The 18,616-nt window shown below is 64.7% G+C and carries 17 protein-coding genes and 2 pseudogenes; 10 read left to right on the plus strand and 9 right to left on the minus strand.

Features of this window, described 5'->3' with window-relative positions; all coding sequences use genetic code 11:
* Nucleotides 1–72: 72 nt before the first annotated feature.
* From kdpB to NLY44_RS17540, 4 genes and pseudogenes are all read left to right on the plus strand, one after another.
* The gene (gene kdpB / locus NLY44_RS17525) at nt 73–2,166 is read left to right on the plus strand and encodes a potassium-transporting ATPase subunit KdpB (RefSeq protein ID WP_286454787.1); all 2,094 of its coding nucleotides are present in this window, start codon (nt 73–75) and stop codon (nt 2,164–2,166) included.
* A 12-nt stretch (nt 2,167–2,178) separates the two neighbouring features.
* Entirely contained in the window at nt 2,179–2,745 is a 567-nt protein-coding gene (kdpC, locus tag NLY44_RS17530; protein WP_023744101.1) for a potassium-transporting ATPase subunit KdpC, read from the plus strand.
* Between the two features lie 67 nt (nt 2,746–2,812).
* Nucleotides 2,813–5,544 (plus strand): annotated as a pseudogene (locus NLY44_RS17535) (DUF4118 domain-containing protein).
* Entirely contained in the window at nt 5,541–6,233 is a 693-nt protein-coding gene (locus NLY44_RS17540; RefSeq protein WP_023669714.1) for a response regulator transcription factor, read from the plus strand. The pseudogene NLY44_RS17535 and the gene NLY44_RS17540 overlap by 4 nt, the downstream one beginning before the upstream one ends.
* Nucleotides 6,234–6,248: 15 nt before the next feature.
* Here the strand turns inward: NLY44_RS17540 and NLY44_RS17545 are convergent, their stop codons facing one another.
* Nucleotides 6,249–6,839, minus strand: coding sequence for an invasion associated locus B family protein (locus tag NLY44_RS17545; protein WP_023669715.1), 591 nt, complete (start codon nt 6,837–6,839; stop codon nt 6,249–6,251).
* Nucleotides 6,840–7,087: 248 nt separating this feature from the next.
* Here NLY44_RS17545 and NLY44_RS17550 point away from each other — a divergent pair, with 248 nt between their 5' ends.
* The gene (locus tag NLY44_RS17550; RefSeq protein ID WP_156940970.1) at nt 7,088–7,360 is read left to right on the plus strand and encodes a hypothetical protein; all 273 of its coding nucleotides are present in this window, start codon (nt 7,088–7,090) and stop codon (nt 7,358–7,360) included.
* Between the two features lie 120 nt (nt 7,361–7,480).
* On the plus strand, nt 7,481–7,957 hold the full coding sequence (locus tag NLY44_RS17555; protein ID WP_023699129.1) for an NUDIX hydrolase: 477 nt from the start codon (nt 7,481–7,483) through the stop codon (nt 7,955–7,957).
* 6 nt (nt 7,958–7,963) lie between these two features.
* Here the strand turns inward: NLY44_RS17555 and NLY44_RS17560 are convergent, their stop codons facing one another.
* The 5 genes from NLY44_RS17560 to NLY44_RS17580 form a co-directional block, all read right to left on the minus strand.
* Complete coding sequence (locus tag NLY44_RS17560) at nt 7,964–8,824, minus strand: citryl-CoA lyase (RefSeq protein WP_032905047.1); 861 nt, start codon at nt 8,822–8,824, stop codon at nt 7,964–7,966.
* On the minus strand, nt 8,821–9,999 hold the full coding sequence (locus tag NLY44_RS17565; protein ID WP_031201319.1) for a CaiB/BaiF CoA transferase family protein: 1,179 nt from the start codon (nt 9,997–9,999) through the stop codon (nt 8,821–8,823). Before NLY44_RS17565 ends, NLY44_RS17560 begins: the two co-directional genes overlap by 4 nt.
* A 15-nt stretch (nt 10,000–10,014) precedes the next feature.
* Nucleotides 10,015–11,538, minus strand: coding sequence for a tripartite tricarboxylate transporter permease (locus NLY44_RS17570; protein WP_023686551.1), 1,524 nt, complete (start codon nt 11,536–11,538; stop codon nt 10,015–10,017).
* A 4-nt stretch (nt 11,539–11,542) separates the two neighbouring features.
* A complete protein-coding gene (locus NLY44_RS17575; RefSeq protein ID WP_023683087.1) occupies nt 11,543–12,079 on the minus strand; it encodes a tripartite tricarboxylate transporter TctB family protein in 537 nt (178 codons plus the stop codon).
* Between the two features lie 138 nt (nt 12,080–12,217).
* Entirely contained in the window at nt 12,218–13,195 is a 978-nt protein-coding gene (locus NLY44_RS17580) for a Bug family tripartite tricarboxylate transporter substrate binding protein (RefSeq protein ID WP_023686552.1), read from the minus strand.
* A 206-nt stretch (nt 13,196–13,401) separates the two neighbouring features.
* Between NLY44_RS17580 and NLY44_RS17585 the strand changes: the two genes are divergently transcribed.
* The gene (locus tag NLY44_RS17585; protein WP_023686553.1) at nt 13,402–14,175 is read left to right on the plus strand and encodes an IclR family transcriptional regulator; all 774 of its coding nucleotides are present in this window, start codon (nt 13,402–13,404) and stop codon (nt 14,173–14,175) included.
* Here the strand turns inward: NLY44_RS17585 and NLY44_RS17590 are convergent.
* The 3 genes from NLY44_RS17590 to NLY44_RS17600 all read right to left on the minus strand — a co-directional run bounded on the left by NLY44_RS17590 (nt 14,162) and on the right by NLY44_RS17600 (nt 16,295).
* On the minus strand, nt 14,162–15,262 hold the full coding sequence (locus tag NLY44_RS17590) for an OmpA family protein (protein ID WP_023686554.1): 1,101 nt from the start codon (nt 15,260–15,262) through the stop codon (nt 14,162–14,164). The two genes, NLY44_RS17585 and NLY44_RS17590, sit on opposite strands and share 14 nt — an antisense overlap.
* Before the next feature lie 120 nt (nt 15,263–15,382).
* Nucleotides 15,383–15,922 carry a GNAT family N-acetyltransferase gene (locus NLY44_RS17595; RefSeq protein ID WP_023686555.1) on the minus strand — a complete coding sequence of 180 codons (540 nt, stop codon included), beginning with the start codon at nt 15,920–15,922 and terminating at the stop codon, nt 15,383–15,385.
* Between the two features lie 142 nt (nt 15,923–16,064).
* Complete coding sequence (locus NLY44_RS17600) at nt 16,065–16,295, minus strand: YdeI/OmpD-associated family protein (protein ID WP_023683083.1); 231 nt, start codon at nt 16,293–16,295, stop codon at nt 16,065–16,067.
* Nucleotides 16,296–16,436: 141 nt separating this feature from the next.
* On the opposite strand from NLY44_RS17600, the gene NLY44_RS17605 reads away from it, so the two are divergent.
* From NLY44_RS17605 to NLY44_RS17615, 3 genes and pseudogenes are all read left to right on the plus strand, one after another.
* Nucleotides 16,437–16,892 (plus strand): DUF2214 family protein, encoded by a 456-nt coding sequence (locus tag NLY44_RS17605; RefSeq protein WP_023686556.1) that lies wholly within the window; start codon nt 16,437–16,439, stop codon nt 16,890–16,892.
* A 178-nt stretch (nt 16,893–17,070) separates the two neighbouring features.
* Nucleotides 17,071–18,048: a tripartite tricarboxylate transporter substrate-binding protein gene (locus NLY44_RS17610; RefSeq protein WP_023686557.1), complete on the plus strand. Its 978-nt coding sequence runs from the start codon at nt 17,071–17,073 to the stop codon at nt 18,046–18,048.
* A gap of 94 nt (nt 18,049–18,142) precedes the next feature.
* Nucleotides 18,143–18,615 (plus strand): annotated as a pseudogene (locus NLY44_RS17615) (tripartite tricarboxylate transporter TctB family protein).
* Nucleotide 18,616: the final 1 nt, after the last annotated feature.

Below are 18,616 nucleotides of genomic sequence, written 5' to 3' on the forward strand. Positions count from 1 at the left end.
TGGTCCGCCGCCCCTCTTTTCGGCATCCGATCGGTCGGTGCCGGCCAACAGTTCAGATACTGGAGCCACCAAATGAGCCAGTCCAAATCCGCGAGCATCATGGATGCCCGCATCCTGTGGCCGGCCATCGGCGGCGCCTTCAGGAAACTCGACCCCCGCACGCTGGTCAGGAACCCGGTGATGTTCGTCGTCGCCATCGTCTCGCTTCTTACCACGGTCCTGTTCGTCAAGGATCTCGCCACCGGCGGCGGCGATTTCGGCTTTACGCTGCAGATCATCATCTGGCTGTGGTTCACCGTGCTGTTCGCCAACTTCGCCGAGGCCGTCGCCGAAGGCCGCGGCAAGGCGCAGGCCGATTCGCTGCGCAAGGCGCGCACCGAAACCCAGGCCAAGCTGCTTGCCGGCGAAGACCGCTCCAGGTTCAAGCTGGTGCCCGGCACCAGCCTGAAGGTTGGCGACATCGTGCTGGTCGAAGCCGGCGACATCATCCCGTCCGACGGTGAAGTGATCGAAGGCGTGGCCTCGGTCAACGAGGCGGCAATCACCGGCGAGTCCGCACCCGTCATTCGCGAATCCGGCGGCGACCGTTCCGCGGTCACCGGCGGCACGCAGGTTCTGTCCGACTGGATTCGCGTGCGCATATCAGCCGCCTCCGGCCACACCTTCCTCGACCGCATGATCTCGCTGGTCGAGGGTGCCTCGCGCCAGAAGACGCCCAACGAGATCGCGCTCAACATCCTGCTCGTCGGCATGACGCTGATCTTCGTGCTGGCCACCGCCACGATCCCGAGCTTTGCCTCCTATTCCGGCGGCTATATCCCGGTGACGGTGCTGGTCGCGCTGTTCGTCACCTTGATCCCGACCACCATCGGCGCCCTGCTGTCGGCCATCGGCATTGCCGGCATGGACCGCCTGGTGCGCTTCAACGTGCTGGCCATGTCCGGCCGTGCCGTCGAAGCGGCAGGCGACGTCGATACGCTTTTGCTCGACAAGACCGGCACCATCACGCTCGGCAACCGCCAGGCCACCGAATTCCGCCCGGTCAAGGGCGTCACCGAACAGGAACTGGCCGATGCCGCGCAGCTCGCCTCGCTCGCCGACGAGACGCCTGAGGGACGCTCGATCGTCGTGCTGGCCAAGGAGAAATACGCCATCCGCGCCCGTGACATGGCAACCTTGCATGCCAGCTTCGTGCCCTTCACCGCGCAGACCCGGATGAGCGGCGTCGACATCGATGGCTCGTCGGTGCGCAAGGGCGCCGTCGATTCGGTTCTCGCCTATGTCAGCCAGTCGACATCGGCCACTCACGGCACGCGCCCCGGCAGCGACACCGTCAAGGATCTCCAGGCGATCGCCGACGAGATCGCCAAGTCGGGCGGCACGCCGCTGGCCGTCGAGCGTGACGGCCGCCTGCTCGGCGTCGTCCACCTCAAGGACATCGTCAAGGGTGGTATCCGCGAGCGCTTTGCCGAACTGCGCAAAATGGGCATCCGCACCGTGATGATCACCGGCGACAATCCGATGACTGCGGCGGCGATCGCAGCCGAAGCCGGCGTCGACGATTTCCTCGCCCAGGCCACGCCCGAGGACAAGCTGAAGCTGATCCGCGACGAACAGGCCAAGGGCAAGCTGGTCGCCATGTGCGGTGACGGCACCAACGACGCGCCGGCCTTGGCGCAGGCCGATGTCGGCGTCGCCATGAACACCGGCACGGTTGCCGCCCGCGAGGCCGGCAACATGATCGACCTCGATAGTGACCCGACCAAGCTGATCGAGATCGTCGAGATCGGCAAGGCGCTGCTGATGACGCGCGGCTCGCTGACGACCTTCTCGATCGCCAACGACGTCGCCAAATACTTCGCCATCATCCCGGCCATGTTTGCCGTCTTCTACGTTGCGCCGGGACATACAATCGGCCCCCTGCAAGCGCTCAACATCATGCATCTGGCGACGCCGCAGAGCGCCATCCTGTCGGCCATCATCTTCAACGCGCTGATCATCATCGCTCTGATCCCGCTGTCGCTTAAAGGCGTCAAATACCGCGCCATCGGCGCCGGCGCGCTGCTCAGCCGCAACCTGCTGGTCTACGGCCTCGGCGGCATCATCGTTCCCTTCGTCGGCATCAAGGCGATCGACATGATCGTCACCGGCCTCGGCCTCGCTTAAGGAAATACGTCCATGCTCACTCAGATAAGACCCGCTGTTATCATGATCGTCTTTTTCACCGTTTTGACCGGCCTGATCTATCCCCTGGGCATGACCGGCATCGCCCAGGCGCTGTTTCCGCACCAGGCCAATGGCAGCTTGATCGAGAAAAACGGCACGGTCATCGGCTCCGAACTGATCGGCCAGGGCTTTGCCGACGACAAGTATTTCCATGGCCGCCCCTCGGCTGCCGGCGACGGATACAACGCCGCAGCGTCCAGCGGCTCCAATCTCGGTCCAACCAACCCCAAGCTGATCGACCGCATCAAGGGCGACGTTGCAAAGCTGAAGGCGGAGAACCCGAACCAGCCGGTGCCGATGGATCTGGTGACGACGTCCGGCAGCGGCCTCGACCCCGCTATCAGCCCGGACGCCGCCTATTTCCAGGTCGCTCGGGTGGCCAAGGCCAGGGGCTTCGACGAAGCCAAGGTCAAGGCGCTTGTCGACAGCCATGTCGAAGGCCGCGAACTCGGCTTCCTCGGCGAGCCGGTCGTCAATGTGCTGGCGCTCAACCTGGCACTGGACGATACCAAGCAGTGAGAGACAATCTCTGAAGCCAGGGGCCGGGGATCGACACGATCCTCGGCGCCGTTCATGATCGAGCCTGATGCCGGACGCCAGAAGCAACTATACCAGACCCTCTCCGGACGCGCTGCTCGAGCATGCGGAACGGGAAGAGCGCGGCCGTCTGCGGATATTTCTCGGCGCGGCCCCCGGCGTCGGCAAGACCTATGAAATGCTGATGGCCGGCCGCGCCAGGTTGGCCGACGGCGTCGACGTAGTGATCGGCGTCGTCGAGACCCACGGCCGCAAGGAAACACTGGCGCTGGTCGACGGCTACGAGGTCATCCCGCGCCAGAAGGTCGACTACAAGGACCGCGTGCTGAATGAGATGGACATCGACGCCATCCTCGCCCGCCGGCCGGCGCTGGTGCTCGTCGACGAACTCGCCCACACCAACGCACCCGGCAGCCGCCACCCCAAGCGCTATCTCGACGTCCAGGAAATCCTTGCGCGCGGCATCGACGTCTACACCACGCTCAATATCCAGCATGTCGAGAGCCTGAATGACGTCGTGGCACAGATCACCCGCGTCAGGGTGCGCGAAACGGTCCCGGACTCCATCATCGACCAGGCCGACGACATCGAGATCATCGACCTCACGCCCGACGACCTGATCAAGCGGCTGAAAGAGGGCAAGGTCTATTTCCCCAACACTGCCCAGCGCGCAGTCGAAAACTATTTCTCGCCGGGCAATCTGACCGCGCTTCGGGAATTGGCGCTGCGCCGCACCGCCCAGCGCGTCGACGAGCAGTTGCTCAACCACATGCAGTCGCACGCCATTCCCGGCCCCTGGGCGGCGGGCGAAAGGGTGCTCGTCTGCGTCGATGCGCGTCCGGGCGGAGCGTCTCGTGTCCGCTATGCGCGCCGGCTGGCCGACCGGCTGCGCGCACCGTGGACGGCGCTGCATGTCGACACGCCGCGTTCGGCCGGCATGTCGGAGGAAGACAAGGACCGGCTGGCCACGCTCTTGCGCCTGGCCGAGCAGCTCGGCGCCGAGGTGACGACCATTCCGGGCCAGAACGTCGCCCAGGACATCGTCCGCCACGCCACAGTGAACAATTTCACCCATATCGTCGTCGGCAGGCCGACCCGCTCGCGCTGGCGCGAACTGATCGAGGGCTCGCTCACCTACGATCTGATCCGCAATGCCGGCGATATCAGCGTCCATGTCATTTCAGGAACGGAGCGCGACAACGAGGCCACGTCGAGGGTCAAGGCGGCGGCCGAGCAGACGCCATTTCAAATCTGGCCTTATCTTTTCTCGACCGTCTATGTCGCCGGCGCGCTTGCCGTCAGCGCCGTCCTCGATCAGTTCCTCGACGTTCGCAACCTTGCCAGCGTGCTGCTGCTGGCGGTGCTGACATCGGCAGTGACCTTTGGCCTGTGGCCGGCGCTGTACGCCTGTTTCCTCAGCGCCATTGCCTTCAACTTCTTCTTTCTCGAGCCGCGCTACACGATGACGATCCGCGATCCGGAGAGCATCGTTGCCTTCGCCGTCTTCCTCGTCGTTGCCGTCATCGCCAGCAATCTGACGGCGCGTGTGCAGCGTCAGGCAGCCGCCGCCCGTTCACGCGCCCGGGCCACCGAGGACATCTACCTCTTTTCAAAGAAGCTCGCCGGCGCCGGCACGCTCGACGACGTTTTGTGGGCCACAGCCTTCCAGATCGCCTCGATGCTGAAGCTGCGCGTGGTGCTGCTTTTGCCGGAAGAAGGCACGATCACCGTCAAGGCCGGTTATCCCCCGATGACACGCTGGCCGAGGCCGACATCGCGGCTGCACGCTGGGCTTGGGAACACAACCGGGCTGCCGGCCGTGGCGCCGATACCCTGCCCGGGGCAAAACGCCTCTACCTCCCCTTGCGCACCGCACGCACGGCCGTCGGCGTCGTCGGCCTCGACAATGACAAGCAAGGCCCGCTGCTGACGCCCGAGCAACAGCGCCTGCTCGACGCGCTGGCCGACCAGGCGGCGGTTGCCATCGAGCGCATCCAGCTGGTCGCCGATGTCGACCGCGCCAGGCTGGCGGCCGAGGCCGACCGCTTGCGCTCGGCACTGCTGACGTCGATCTCGCATGATCTGAAGACGCCGCTGGCGGCCATCATGGGCGCGGCCGGCACGCTCAGGGAATTTGCGCCGGCACTGCCCGAGAACGATCGGGCCGAGCTGCTGACCACCGTGCTCGACGAGTCCGAACGGCTGAACCGCTTCATCGCCAATCTGCTCGACATGACCAAGATTGAATCGGGCGCCATGGAACCGAATTTCGCCCTGCACTATGTCGGCGATGTCGTTGGCTCGGCCTTGCAGCGGGCACGCAAGATCACTGCCGGGCACAAGACCGAGGTTGATATTCCGGCCGACCTGCCGATGCTGAAGCTTGATCCCGTGCTGTTCGAACAAATGCTGTTCAATCTGCTCGACAATGCCGCGAAATACGCGCCACAGGGATCGACAATCCGGCTGCAGGGCTGGGCCGACAATGGCTCCGTCGCGCTGCAGATCATGGATGAGGGACCGGGCATTCCGCCCGCCGACCTGGAGCGCGTCTTCGACAGCTTTTACCGGGTGCGCAAGCGCGATCAGGTCCAGGCCGGCACCGGGCTCGGCCTGTCGATCTGCCGGGGCTTCATCGAGGCGATGGGCGGCACGATCATGGCGGCGAACCGCAGCGATCGCCAAGGCGCGGTCTTCACCATCCGCATGCCGAAGCCGGCACGATCGCCCGGCCTGGACGAACGGAACGCGGACGGGCAAAACTCTGGTGATCCGGCATGACAAATTCCAACGTCAGCATACTGGTCGTCGACGACGAGCCGCCGATCCGCAAACTGCTGCGCGTCGGCCTCGGCAGCCAGGGCTATGCGGTCAGCGAAGCGCCCAACGCCAACGCTGCGATCGAACTCGTCGATGCACAAAAGCCGGATCTGATCCTGCTCGACCTCGGCCTGCCCGGCATGGGTGGCCTCGATCTCCTGCGGAAATGGCGCGGCGACGGCCTCGACGTGCCCGTGGTCATCCTGTCCAGCCGCACCGACGAAGCCGGCATCGTCGCGGCGCTCGAACTCGGCGCTGACGACTACATCACCAAGCCGTTCGGCATGAACGAGCTGGTCGCCCGCATCCGCGTCGCGCTGCGCCACAAATTCCAGCAGCAGGGCGAAAAGCCGGTGTTCCACACCGGCGATCTCAGCGTCGACCTGGTCAAGCGCATCGTCAAGGTCGAAGGCAAGGAGATAAAGCTCTCCCCCAAGGAGTACGACATATTGCGTATTATGGTGCAGCATGCCGGCAAGGTGCTGACCCACCATTTCCTTCTGAAGCAGGTGTGGGGCGATTCGACCGACGTGCAGTATCTCAGGGTCTATGTCCGCCAGCTCCGGCAGAAGATCGAAAAGTCGCCCGACCAGCCGCGCTACATCACCACCGAGACCGGCGTGGGGTACCGGCTGCGCGAGGTTGAGTAGCCGCGCGCTCGCTGCTCAGTCCGCCGAGAGTTCCGCGGTCCGTGCCAGTGCGCCGCCGAAGCCGTTGAGCGGGATGGTGAAACTCACCGCTTGACCGGTGTCGGCCGCGAAGGCGTCGATCTTCAGCGTGGTGGCTGCCTTGAGCAGCGGCGTGACGCTGGCATCGAACGCCACCGGCACCAGGCAGCCGACGGCCTGGCAGGTGTTGAACGGCAGGCTGCCTTCCAGCTTCTGGTCGTCGATGGTCAGGCTGACGCCTTTGGCGAGCGCCAGGCCGAACGGCAGCGCCAGCGTTCCGGCGGCATCCTCGCCGCTCTTGCTCGACAGCTCGATGGCCAGCAGGCGCTGGTTGGACTGCTTGTTGAACTGCTGATGCGACAGGCTGCAAACCTTGGCCGTGCCGGTTACCTGGCAATTGACCGTCCAGTCGCCATGTGTCTCGGACAGCGCCGAGGCGCCGCCAGGCAATGTCGGGCCGGCAGCAGGGGCGGGCGCTGCGGCGGCAGGCGCCGCCTTGTCGGTCTTGGTTTGCGCCGCGACTGCCACCGGGCCAAGAATACAGATGCTGCCCAGTAGCGCCGCGAAATATACTTGCCTGCTTTTCATCAATATGCTCCCGATTGTGCCTCGAGTCAGCCGCGATTGAGGCCGAGATCCGCGCCCGATAGAGCGGTCAATCGATCTTTTCTGTCAAGTGCGGCCGGGCCGCTTCCTCAGGGATTTCGCCAACCCGTGGCAGATCGGCCCATGGCAGACCGGCCCATGGCAGATCGAGACGAACGCCCTATATAGAGAGGAGGTTATATCTGTACGGGAATGAACTGATGTCGACGCTTCGCCTATCGACAGTTCTCATGTCGGCAATGCTGGCGGCGGCAACGCTCGCCGGCATCATGCAATCTGCTGCGGCTCAGTCCGTCAATCCCAGCGCCAACCGGCTGATCCAGCAGAACCAGCTGCAGCAATTGCGCAACAGCCTGCAGCGGCAGCAGTTCCAGCAACAGCAGCAGCAATATCGCGAGCAGGACCGTCGGATCGTGCCGCAGCCGCGCCCCGAAGTGCCCGTCGTCGGGCAAGCTTGTCCGATTCAGATCGTCAACAACCAGATTGTGCGTGTTTGCCGTTGATATCGGTCGCTTGCGATTTACTTAGTCGACTTATTTACTAAAAATGCTCATTGCCTCGCGGGCATATCAGGGTTTGCAGGCGGCGTGCGGCGGTGCGCCCGCCGACCGGATTTTCAGCACATGGCGACGACGAAGAAAAAGGCGGTACGCAAGGCAAGGCGAGGCGAACGCATTCGCCAGGTCGCCGCCATTCCCTTTCGTCTGGACGTTTCAGGCAATTTCGAAGTGATGCTGGTGACGTCGCGAGCGACGAAGCGGTTCATCGTGCCCAAGGGCTGGCCGATGAAAGGCAAGAGCGGGCGCAAGGCCGCCACCATCGAGGCGCGCGAAGAAGCCGGCGTGCTCGGCAAGACCCGCAAGGCGCCTGCCGGCAGCTATTCCTACTGGAAACGGCTGGAGCACAATTTTGTGCGCGTCGACGTCGTCGTGTATCTGTTGGAGGTTTCCGAGGAACTGGCCAACTGGCAGGAGGCCAAGAGCCGCCAGCGGGCCTGGCTCAAGCCGCAGGACGCGGCGTTGCTCATCGATGAGCCGGATCTCTCGACGCTGATGGCCAACCTGGCGCCGCCTCAGCCTGCGGTGCCAGACCCGACCTGACCAACCTCACTTGCCCTCGTCCCCTTCAGCGGGACCCTGGTCCCCTGGAAATGGCCGCAGCGGCGTGCCCGTATAGGCCCACAGCCATTCGCGCGGCAGCGGCCCTTTGTTGCGCTCGCTTTGCTGCGACTGTTCCCATGCATGCGCCAGGATGCCGACCGAGCGCGAGAGCACGAACAGGCCGCGCGTCAACGGCGGCGGAAAGCCGAGCTCGCCATAGATGACGGCGGTGGCGCCGTCGATGTTGAGCGGTATTTTCTTCCCCTTGCGGCGCGCGACCTCCGCCTCGACGGCCTCGGCGATGTCGGCAAAGCGTCCGCTGACGACGCCGCGCGCGGCAAATTCGCGCGTCACTGCGATCAGGCGCGGCGCGCGCGGATCGACCGGGTGGAAGCGATGGCCGAAGCCCGGCACATAGCCTTTTTCCTCGGCGAAGAAACGGTCGAGCCGTGCGGCTACGGCTTGGTCCAGCGCAACACCCTGGTCAAGTGCCACGGCAATGTCGCCATAGAAGGACAGCGCCTGTTCGCCGGCGCCGCCATGCACGTCGCCCAGCACGTTGACGGCGGACGCCATGGCGCTGTTGATGCCGACTCCGCAGGTGATGGCCATGCGGGCAATGGCGATCGACGGCGCCTGCGGCCCGTGGTCGACGGCCGCCCCCAGCGCAATGCCGAGCAGCGCCGCCTGCTCCTCGCTCGGCAATTCGCCGCGCAGCATCAGCCAGATCGTGGCCGGAAAGCTGACGCGGCCGATCAGTTCCTGGATTTCATAGCCGCGCAGCCGGATGATGCCGGGGCTCATCTCGATGATGCCGGTCTGCCACCATTCCTCGCCGCGTTCGCGGCCGGTTTTTCTCTCGCTCACGCGCTTCTCCTGGCGCGCGGCGGCAGGGTGGAAAAAACCTCGTCCATATGCTCGCCCAGCACAGGCGGCGGCAGGACCGGCAAGGGTGCCGCGCCATCGACCATGAAGCCGCCGCGCACCACAGTCAGCGGCTGCTCCATGCCGGGCAGGCCCTGGAAACGCGTGGTCATGTCGCGCTCGACCACCTGGCGCTCGCCAAGCACTTGGGGGATCGTCAGCACCCGGCCCGCCGGCACGCCGGCGCGGTTGAACTTTTCTTCCCAGGCAGCCGCCGAGGCGCTCGCAAGCGCTGTCTCGATCAGCCCTTTCAAGGAGGCACGGTTCTGCTTGCGCGTCTCGCGCTCGGCAAAGCGCGGATCGTCGGCCAGTTCCGGCTGGCCGATCAGCCGGCAAAGCGTGACGAACTGCTCCTGCTTGTTGGCGGCGATGTTGAGCAGGCCGTCGCCGGTGCGAAACGCGCCGGAGGGCGCAGCCGTCATGTTCTCATTGCCCATCGGCTGCGGCTCGACACCGGCGGTCAGATAGTTGGACACCGGCCAGCCCAGCGCCGACAGCGTGCATTCGAGCATCGAGACATCGAGAAACGCGCCCTCGCCCGAGGTCTTCTGCTTGACCAGCGCCGCGGCGATGGCGAAGGCCCCGACCAGCCCGCCCAGCGTGTCGGCGACGGGATAGCCGACCCGCAAGGGTGCGGTCTCCGGCGTGCCGGTGATGCTCATGATGCCGGACAGCCCCTGGATGATCTGGTCGTAGGCCGGATTGTCGCGCATCGGCCCGGTCTGGCCGAACCCCGATATGGCGCAATAGACGAGACCCGGACGAACCGCTTTCAGCGCCTCATAGCCAAGCCCCAGCCGCCCCATCACGCCCGGTCGAAAGTTCTCGACCAGCGCATCGGCGGAGGCGACGAGATCGAGGAAGCGTTCGCGGTCGGCTTCGCTTTTGAGATCCAGCACCACCGATCGCTTGCCGGCATTCTGCGCCAGGAACGACGCGCCCATCCCCGCCTCGTTGAGCGCCGGCGAGGCGCCGAGCTGGCGCGCCAGATCGCCGCCTTGCGGCGTCTCGACCTTGATGACATCGGCGCCGAGCAGCGCCAGCTGGTAGGCACAATAAGGGCCCGCCAGCACATTGGTCAGGTCGAGAATGCGGATGCCGGCAAGCAGATCGGTCATGATGCTCCAGGTCGCTCAGGCATCGCCCGGCACATGCTCGGGTCCGCGCCGGCGCCGATGCTCGATGAAGGCCCAGATATGCGGACCGGCGAGCCCGATGAAGGCAAGGATCAGCAGCACCAGCGACAGCTTGTGGGTGTAGAACACCGACCAGTCGCCGTTCGAGATCGTCATCGCCCGGCGGAACTGCGTTTCGGCAAGCGGCCCCAGGATCATGCCGATGATGACCGGCGCGGTCGGGAAATCGAAGCGCCGCATCAGGAAGCCGGCGGCCCCCAGGAGATAGAGGATGACGAGGTCGATCGGCGATTGCGAGATGCCGTAGGTGCCGACGGTGGCGAACACCAGGATGCCGGCATAGAGCTGCGGCGCCGGGATTTTCAACAGCCGTACCCACAGCCCGATCAGCGGCAGGTTGAGGACGACCAGGATGACGTTGGCGATGAACAGGCTGGCGATCAGGCCCCAGACCAGATCGGCCTGCGTCGTCAACAGCAGCGGTCCCGGATTGATGCCGTAGCTCTGGAAGGCCGACAGCATGATTGCGGCGGTCGCCGAGGTCGGCAGGCCAAGGGTGAGCATCGGCACCAGCACGCCGGCGGCAGACGCATTGTTGGCGGCTTCCGGTCCGGCAACGCCCTCGATGGCGCCGACCGTGCCGAACTCCTCCTTGTGCTTCGACAGCTTCTTTTCGATGGCGTAGGACAGGAAGGTCGGGATCTCGGCGCCTCCGGCAGGCATGGCGCCGATCGGGAAGCCGATGAAAGCGCCGCGCAGCCATGGCTTCCACGAGCGCCCCCATTCGGCCGCGGTCATGTAGAGCGAGCCCTTGAGCGGCACGATCTCGTCCTTGCCGGCATAGCGGCGCGAGGCCATGTAGAGCGTCTCGCCGACGGCAAACAGGCCGACCGCGGCAATGATGACATCGACGCCATCGAGCAGTTCGTTCATGCCGAAGGTGAAGCGCGGCTGTCCCGTCTGCAGGTCGACGCCAATCATGCCGATGACGAAACCGATGAACAGGCTGGTGAGGCCGCGCACGGAGGACGAGCCGAGCACCGCCGACACCGTGATGAAGGCAAGCACCATCAGCGAGAAATATTCGGCCGGCCCGAAGGCGAGCGCGAACTTCACCACCACCGGGGCCAGGAAGGCGACGCCCATCGTGCCGATGGTGCCGGCGACGAAGGAGCCGATCGCCGAGGTCGCCAGTGCCGCGCCGCCGCGACCCGAGCGGGCCATCCTGTTGCCTTCCAGCGCGGTGACGATGGTGGCGCTTTCGCCCGGCGTGTTGAGCAGGATCGAGGTCGTCGAGCCGCCATACATGGCGCCGTAATAGATGCCAGCAAACAGGATGAAGGACGCCTCCGGCGCCACCTGGTAGGTGATCGGCAGCAGCAGCGCGATGGTCAGCGCCGGCCCGAGGCCGGGCAGCACGCCGATGGCCGTGCCGAGCGTGGTGCCGACCAGGCACCACAGCAGGTTCATCGGCGAGAAAGCGACGGAGAATCCGTGGGCGAGATGGCCGAGCGTCTCCATGGCGTCAGCCCCTCGCAGTGGCGATGATCGCGTCGATCACCGTGTTCAGCTGGTTTTCGATGAAGCCGGCGCCAATGTTGACGCCGAGCGCCCTGGCAAAGCCGAAATAGGCGGCAAGCGCCAGGATCAGGCCGGTCAGCGCATCGCGCAGCGTGTGCTTGCTGCCGAAGCCATAACAGACGAGCACGAACATGATGACCGAGGCGGCGGTGAAGCCGAGCGGCTGGATCAGCACCAGATTGGCGACCAGGCCGGCAACGACGATGCCCATGGCCTTCCAGTCGGTCGGCGTTTCCTTTTCCTCCTGCGGCTGCCAGCCGCCGCGCAGCGCGGCGACGATGAGCAGCAGCGAAAGCACGATCATGCCTGTCATGGTGATGTAGGGGAAGACGGTCGGCCCGACCTTGGAATAGAGCGGCGAAACCGGGATGGCCAGGGTCTGCCACGCCACGGCCGCGGCACAGGCGAGAAGCCCGATGCCGATCAACAATTCGGGCATGGCAAGGCGCGGGGGCGCCGGCTGCTGGTCGCTGGTGCTCATCGATGTCCTCCCGAGATGGCCGGCATCCTCCCGCCGGCCGCATCCGCAGTTTCACTCCCAGCGCATGATATGTCCATGCCGCAGGCTAATGTCGGAAGGGGCGGCCGTGGCCGCCCCTGAAGACATCAGGTGAAGACATCAGGCGAGGCCGAGATCCTTGAGGATCGCGGTGATGCGGGCGGTGTCGTCGACGAGGAATTTCGCATAATCGTCGCCGGTCAGAAGGATGGGGGTCCAGTTGCGGTTCTTGCATTCGGCTGCCCAGGCATCGCTCTTGGCCATGGTCTCGATCATCGTGACCATCGCCGCCTTGTCGGCGTCGGAGACGCCTGGCGGTGCGAATACGCCGCGCCAGTTGAACAGTTCGACGTCAATGCCGGCTTCCTTCATCGTCGGTGCGTCGATGCCGTCCTGGCGCTTGTCGGCGGAGATCGCCAACAGCCGAAGCGCGCCCGCCTTGACCTGCTCGGAGAACTCGCCGAAGCCGGAAATGCCGGCCGCCACCTGGTTGCCGAGCAGCGCCGACAGCGCCTCGCCGCCGCCGGCGAAAGGCACATAGGAGAGGTTGGTTGCCGGAACGCCGACCGTCTTGGCGATCAGCCCGAACAGGATGTGGTCGGAGCCACCGGCCGAGCCGCCGGCCACCGGAACCTTGGTCGGATCCGCTTTGAGCGCGGCGACGAAATCGCCGGCCGTCTTGAACGGCGAATCCGCCGGCACCACCAGCGCCTCGAACTCGCCGGTGAGGCGAGCGATGGGCGTCACTTCGGAGAGGTTGTTGGCCGATTTGTTGGCGATGATGGCGCCGACCATGACCATGCCGGCCACCATCAGCGAATTGCCCTTGCCCTTCCATTGGCTGATGAACTGCGGCAGGCCGACCGTGCCGCCGGCGCCGCCGACATTGGTGATCTGCGAGCCGGAGATCAGTTTTTCACTGCGCAGCACCTGGTCGATGGTGCGCCCCGTCTGGTCCCAGCCGCCGCCGGGCGCGGCCGGCACGAAGATCTGGATCTGCGGTGCATCCTGAGCGAGGGCGGGCGTCAAATGCGTTGCAACGAATCCGGCAGCGCCTGCGGCCGCGGTGCTCATCAAAAATCTGCGTCTGTTCAGCATGGGATTCCTCCAAATCACGACACCTCCTCCGGTGCCTGCCAGAAACGTAGCCTGAAAACAGACCCGCTCGGCAAAAATTCATGCCGATTTCGGTACGTTCTGTCAACAGGAACGCTGTTCTACTAGACAGAACCATGGATGTGCGGCACAATCGCTTCGGCCGGCCTTTGTCCGAGCAGGTAAACTGGAATGAAACTGTTCGTGAGATGACCGAAGCGCGATCCCAGCCGTTGCCGGCCGATGGTGTTGCGGCGCTCGACCGCGCGATCGCCATTCTCGACGCGTTCGCGACCGCCGACCGCTCGCTCAGCCTGGCCGAGATCGCGGCGCGCACCGGGCTCTACAAAAGCACCATTTTGAGGCTAGCGAACTCATTGCTGCGTGGGCAGTTGCTGGAGCGGCTCGACGATGGCCGCTACCGCATCGGACCCGCCACCTTCCGGCTTGGCGCGCTTTACCAGCGCTCGGTCGTGGCGGTCGACATCTTGCTGCCGATCATGCGCGATCTTGCCGAACGCAGCTGGGAAAGCGTGGCGTTCTATGTCCGCTCGGGCGACGCCCGCACCTGTCTCTACCGCGTCGAATCCAAGCACCCGATCCGCTACACGATCCGGGAAGGCGACCTGCTGCCGTTGCTCACCGGCTCTGGCGGCCGCGTGCTGGCAGCGTTTTCAGGCCAGCCGGGCGAACCATACGAGACCATCCGCAACGCCTGCCACTATCTGTCGATCGGCGACCGCGACCCTGAGACGGCGGGCGTCTCGGTGCCGGTGTTCGGACCGGGCCGCGTTCTGCTCGGCGCCTTGACGCTCGCCGGCCCGTCGACACGCGTCGACACGGCGTTCCTGCGCCGCATGACACCGGACCTGCTGGAGGCCGCCGCTCGCGCCACCCGCGCCTTCGGCGAGGATGCCTCGATGCTGGAGCAGGCAGCGCGCCTAGCCGGCGCTGAAACCGTGATCGGCCTCAGTTCGCCTTGACCAGCACCACACGGCGGTTCTTGGCGCGGCCGGTTTCGCCGTCATTGCTGGCGACGGGCGCCATCATGCCGGCGCCGGCGGCGGTCAGCCGGCCGCCATCGATGCCGTATTTCGAGACCAGCGCCGCCTTCACCGACTGCGCCCGCCGCGACGACAGATCGATATTGTAGTCGAAGGCGCCCTGGTTGTCGGTATGACCGACGACGATCACCGCCATACCGGGCTCGTTGGTCAGAAGCGTCGAGATCTCCTTCAGCGTCGGTTCCGATTCCGGCTTGATGTCGGCCTTGTCGGTGTCGAATAAGATGCCGTAGAGCGAGATGGAGCCGGTGGCCGACAGCGAATCCGCCATCTTGGCCGCTTCGACCACCACCATCTTCTTGTCGCGCGCCTTGGGCTCCAGCACCTGAACGACGGCGATGGTGCGGCCGTTGAGTTCCTTGCAGTAGAGGTCGTCGATCAGCGAATAGGCCTGAACAGTGACATAGGCGTCGCCGCCATCCTGCGGCACCTTGGCAGCGAAGAAGCGCTGGTCGTTGATACCGGTGGTTACCGCACAGGCGCCATTGGAAAAGGCCGCGTCCTTGACGTCGCTTTCATGGAAGAAATACATCATCAGGCTCATGTCGCCGCCGCCACCGCTCGACGACCGGTCGGCGGCGCCGCCGCACTCTTCCTTCTTGCATTCGAACAGGACTTCGCCGCCGGCGGCCGCGATCACATCCTGGTAGTTGCGCAGCACTTCGAGCGGGGAGCGCTCGGCCGGCAGCACATAGGCGATGCGGGTCAGCGCGCCTTCGACCTCAGCCTTCTTGTCCGGCGCGAACACACGGTTGTTCATCGTGTCACGGGCATCCGGATCGGCGCTCGGCTTCAGCGGCGACAGCGGCACTGTAAAATCGGTATAGGCGAATTTTTCGTAGGAGACGATGAACGACCCCTCGTAGCGCTTGGCCAGATGATTGTCGGCACCGCCCTCGATGTCGGCGGTCGGCACCGTCGCATCGGCGCCCGCCAGTTGCACGGCCGCCAGGAGCAGCAGCCCCGCCCAGAAAAGCTTCAGAAATATCGCATTGATCGCACGCATGGTCGGCTCCCCCAAAGAGCAATTCCAGGAAAAGTGTGAGCGGTTTTCCCACAGGAATTGCGTAGCTAGATTAGAATAGCCAACCCTAGCAGAACGTGGAAATTGCGTCGATGAAGCGCTTCACACCCGCCGTTCGAGCAGGATCGTCAGCCCGTCGTGATAGGTGGTTTCCAGGACCTTGGTGTAGCCGCACTTTGCCGCAACGTTCAACGAACCGGTGTTTTCCGGATCGATGATGCAGACGGTTCTCGCGCCGGCAAAGGTTTCGTCGCCCCAGGCCAGGGCCCTTCTGACGACTTCGCTGGCAAGACCCTTGCCATGCGCTTGCGGCGCCAGCGCCCAGCCGGCTTCCGGAATGCCCTCGAGCGACGGCTCGATGTCGCGCTTCAGATCGTGGAATCCGGCCTCGCCGATGAAGCGACCGCTGGCCTTGTCCTCGACCGCCCAGAAGCCGTAGCCGAGCAGCGACCACAGGCCGGCATGCCGCAGGAACCGCATCCAGCTTTCCTCCCGCGTCCGCGGCTTGCCGCCGATGAAACGGGTGGTGACGGGGTCGGCCCACATGACAGCATAGTCGTCGAAATCTTCGATCCGGTGCGCCCGCATGATGGTCCGTTCCGTTTCGAGAACCGGGACGCCGGCTGTTTTTGGACTGCCCATGAAACTCTGCCTCCGTTGACGGTCAGCGCTTAGCAAACCAGCGCGCCCGGACAAGGGCCAAGCCGGATCATCATTCAGCCAGGGAAGCTTCCGAACGGCCTGGCGCGACCAGGCGGTCGAAGCGAACAGCGTCGGCTTACTTTCAGCCGTGCCAGACCATCTTCATGTAGAGCCCACCGCGCCGCAATTCGTCCAGCATCTGGTCGAGCCGCTTCTGCCTGGTGTCGCTGCGTTTGGCGCGGGCGACCCAGCCGAGATAATCGTTCTTCTGGTAGTCCGGCCGCGCCTCGTAGGCCGCTGTCAGTCCTTTTTCGGTCAGGGCGATGCGGATGTCGTCCGGCATCGGGTTCAGGGCGCGCTTCAGTCCGGTCATTTCAGAAAACCCCAGCTGTCAGGATGGCGACGCCGATGGTCCAACCCAGGTCCGCCTCTGGGAATTCTGCCGAACGATGCTACCTTTCGCAACCGGTCCGGCAAGGGCCGGTCTCGATACCGCCAATGGGAGGAGAACGCCATGGACACCACCGATCTCGTGCTTGCCATTTTCCATCATCTGCTGGTGTTCTCGCTGGCCGGCATCGTCGGCGCCGAATTTGTCCTGATCCGCGGCGACCTCTCCGCCGCCACGCTCAAGCGGCTTGCCGGCATCGACCGCCATTATGGCATCATCGCCATGCTGATCATCATCATCGGCATCTGCCGCGTCATCTACGGCCTGAAGGGCTGGGAATTCTACGTCTACAACTGGGTGTTCTGGGCCAAGATGGCGGCATTCGGCATCGTTGGCCTGCTGTCGATCATCCCGACCATCCGCTTCATCTCCTGGAACCGGCAGGCCAGTGCAAATCCCGGCTTTCAGGTGCCGGTGGCGGAACTCGCCTCGGTGAAGACCTATGTGCGCGCCGAAGCCTTCATCTTCCTGCTGATCCCGATCTTCGCGGCGGCGATGGCGCGCGGCTACGGTTATTGAAGCAACGCCAACACCAAACCCATCTCCTCCGGGCATACTCCCCACTGATCGCCATGGTTGCGCACGACTGTATTTTGCAGTTTGCGTCAGGCGACAATCTGTTAGCTTGCCTTTGTTGCACCCTCGCTGCCTGACCTGCACAGCGATCGGAGATTGATATCCTGGGAGGAGAATTACGATGAGGAAAATTGTAGCCGCCCTGGCCGCCGTCGCGGCCGTCACGCTTTATTCGTTCACCGCCAGCGCACAGACCTATCCCGAGCGCACCATCACCGTCGTCGTGCCGTTTGCGGCCGGCGGTCCGACCGACACGGTTACCCGGCTCGTCGCCGAAGCCATGTCGAAGGATCTCGGCCAGCAGATCATCGTCGAAAATGTCGGCGGCGCCGGCGGCACGCTGGGCGCCGGCCGCGTCGCCAACGCCGACCCGGATGGCTACACGCTGCTCCTCCATCACATCGGCATGGCGACCAGCGCGACCCTCTACAGAAAACTCGCCTACGACACGCTGAACGCCTTCGAGTATGTCGGCCTCGTCACCGAGGTGCCGATGGCGATCGTCGCCCGCAAGGACCTGGAGCCGGCCGACCTGAAAGGGCTGGTCGAATACGCCAAGACCAACAAGGACACCATCACCGTCGCCAATGCCGGCATCGGCGCTGCCTCGCATCTGTGCGGCATGCTGTTCATGAGCGCCATCGGCACGCCGCTGGTCACCGTGCCCTACAAGGGCACCGGTCCGGCCATGACCGACCTTCTCGGCGGCCAGGTCGACATTATGTGCGACCAGACCACCAACACCACCAAGCAGATCCAGGGCGGCACGATCAAGGCCTATGCCGTCACCACGCCGGAGCGCCTCGACGTGCTGAAGGACGTGCCGACGACCATCGAAGCCGGCCTGCCCGCGGTGCAGGTCGGCATCTGGCACGGCCTCTATGCGCCGAAGGGCACGCCGGCCGAGATCACCGGCCGACTGTCGAAATCGCTCCAGGTCGCGCTGAAGGACCCCAACGTCATCGCCCGCTTTGCCGAACTCGGCACCAAGCCGTCGTCCGAGTCCGACGCGACGCCGGCAGCGCTGAAGGCCAAGCTGGAAGGCGAGATCACGCGCTGGAAGCCGATCATCGAAGCCGCCGGCCAATACGCCGACTGAGGCTTGAACGGGGCGCTGCCGGCGCCCGTTTTCGCTTTGACATCCGTTTCACATTTGCAACGGCAGCCCGTCGCAAGGTCAGGGGAGGACCGCCATGAAACCTTTCGCCATCGACAGGACAAACGGCCTGTGCGCCGCGCTGTTCATCTTTTCGGCGCCTTTTTCGCGATACAATCGCTCGGCCTCGAAATCGGCACCGCCTTCCGCATGGGACCGGGCTATTTCCCGCTGGTGCTTGCGATCGTGCTGATCGTGCTCGGCGCCATCATCCTCGTCCAGGCGGTGCGCGTCGAGGGCGAGCCGATCGGCCCCATTGCCTGGCGCGGCATGCTCTTCATCCTGCCGGCGCCGATCTTTTTCGGCATGACCGTGCGCGGCCTCGGCTTCGTCCCGTCGATCTTCCTGACGGCGCTGATCGCCTCTTTTGCCAGCGCCCGCATGAAGCCGCTGACGGCACTTCTGCTGTCGGCCGGCCTGACGCTGTTTTCGGTGCTGGTCTTCAGCTACGCGCTCGGGCTGCCATTCCAGCGCTTCGGCCCCTGGTTGCCCCAATGGCTGGCATTGTGAG

It is taken from the genome of Mesorhizobium sp. C089B (assembly GCF_030323125.1).
Lineage (GTDB): Bacteria > Pseudomonadota > Alphaproteobacteria > Rhizobiales > Rhizobiaceae > Mesorhizobium.

Excerpts from the sequence above, each read along its gene's own strand:
- NLY44_RS17545 (WP_023669715.1), bottom strand. The coding sequence starts at position 6,839 with ATGAAAAGCAGGCAAGTATATTTCGCGGCGCTACTGGGCAGCATCTGT.
- NLY44_RS17575 (WP_023683087.1), bottom strand. The coding sequence starts at position 12,079 with ATGAGCACCAGCGACCAGCAGCCGGCGCCCCCGCGCCTTGCCATGCCC.
- NLY44_RS17540 (WP_023669714.1), top strand. The coding sequence starts at position 5,541 with ATGACAAATTCCAACGTCAGCATACTGGTCGTCGACGACGAGCCGCCG.
- kdpB (WP_286454787.1), top strand. The coding sequence starts at position 73 with ATGAGCCAGTCCAAATCCGCGAGCATCATGGATGCCCGCATCCTGTGG.
- NLY44_RS17590 (WP_023686554.1), bottom strand. The coding sequence starts at position 15,262 with ATGCGTGCGATCAATGCGATATTTCTGAAGCTTTTCTGGGCGGGGCTG.
- NLY44_RS17600 (WP_023683083.1), bottom strand. The coding sequence starts at position 16,295 with ATGACCGGACTGAAGCGCGCCCTGAACCCGATGCCGGACGACATCCGC.
- NLY44_RS17580 (WP_023686552.1), bottom strand. The coding sequence starts at position 13,195 with ATGCTGAACAGACGCAGATTTTTGATGAGCACCGCGGCCGCAGGCGCT.
- NLY44_RS17570 (WP_023686551.1), bottom strand. The coding sequence starts at position 11,538 with ATGGAGACGCTCGGCCATCTCGCCCACGGATTCTCCGTCGCTTTCTCG.
- kdpC (WP_023744101.1), top strand. The coding sequence starts at position 2,179 with ATGCTCACTCAGATAAGACCCGCTGTTATCATGATCGTCTTTTTCACC.
- NLY44_RS17555 (WP_023699129.1), top strand. The coding sequence starts at position 7,481 with ATGGCGACGACGAAGAAAAAGGCGGTACGCAAGGCAAGGCGAGGCGAA.
- NLY44_RS17585 (WP_023686553.1), top strand. The coding sequence starts at position 13,402 with ATGACCGAAGCGCGATCCCAGCCGTTGCCGGCCGATGGTGTTGCGGCG.
- NLY44_RS17605 (WP_023686556.1), top strand. The coding sequence starts at position 16,437 with ATGGACACCACCGATCTCGTGCTTGCCATTTTCCATCATCTGCTGGTG.
- NLY44_RS17610 (WP_023686557.1), top strand. The coding sequence starts at position 17,071 with ATGAGGAAAATTGTAGCCGCCCTGGCCGCCGTCGCGGCCGTCACGCTT.
- NLY44_RS17595 (WP_023686555.1), bottom strand. The coding sequence starts at position 15,922 with ATGGGCAGTCCAAAAACAGCCGGCGTCCCGGTTCTCGAAACGGAACGG.
- NLY44_RS17550 (WP_156940970.1), top strand. The coding sequence starts at position 7,088 with ATGTCGGCAATGCTGGCGGCGGCAACGCTCGCCGGCATCATGCAATCT.
- NLY44_RS17565 (WP_031201319.1), bottom strand. The coding sequence starts at position 9,999 with ATGACCGATCTGCTTGCCGGCATCCGCATTCTCGACCTGACCAATGTG.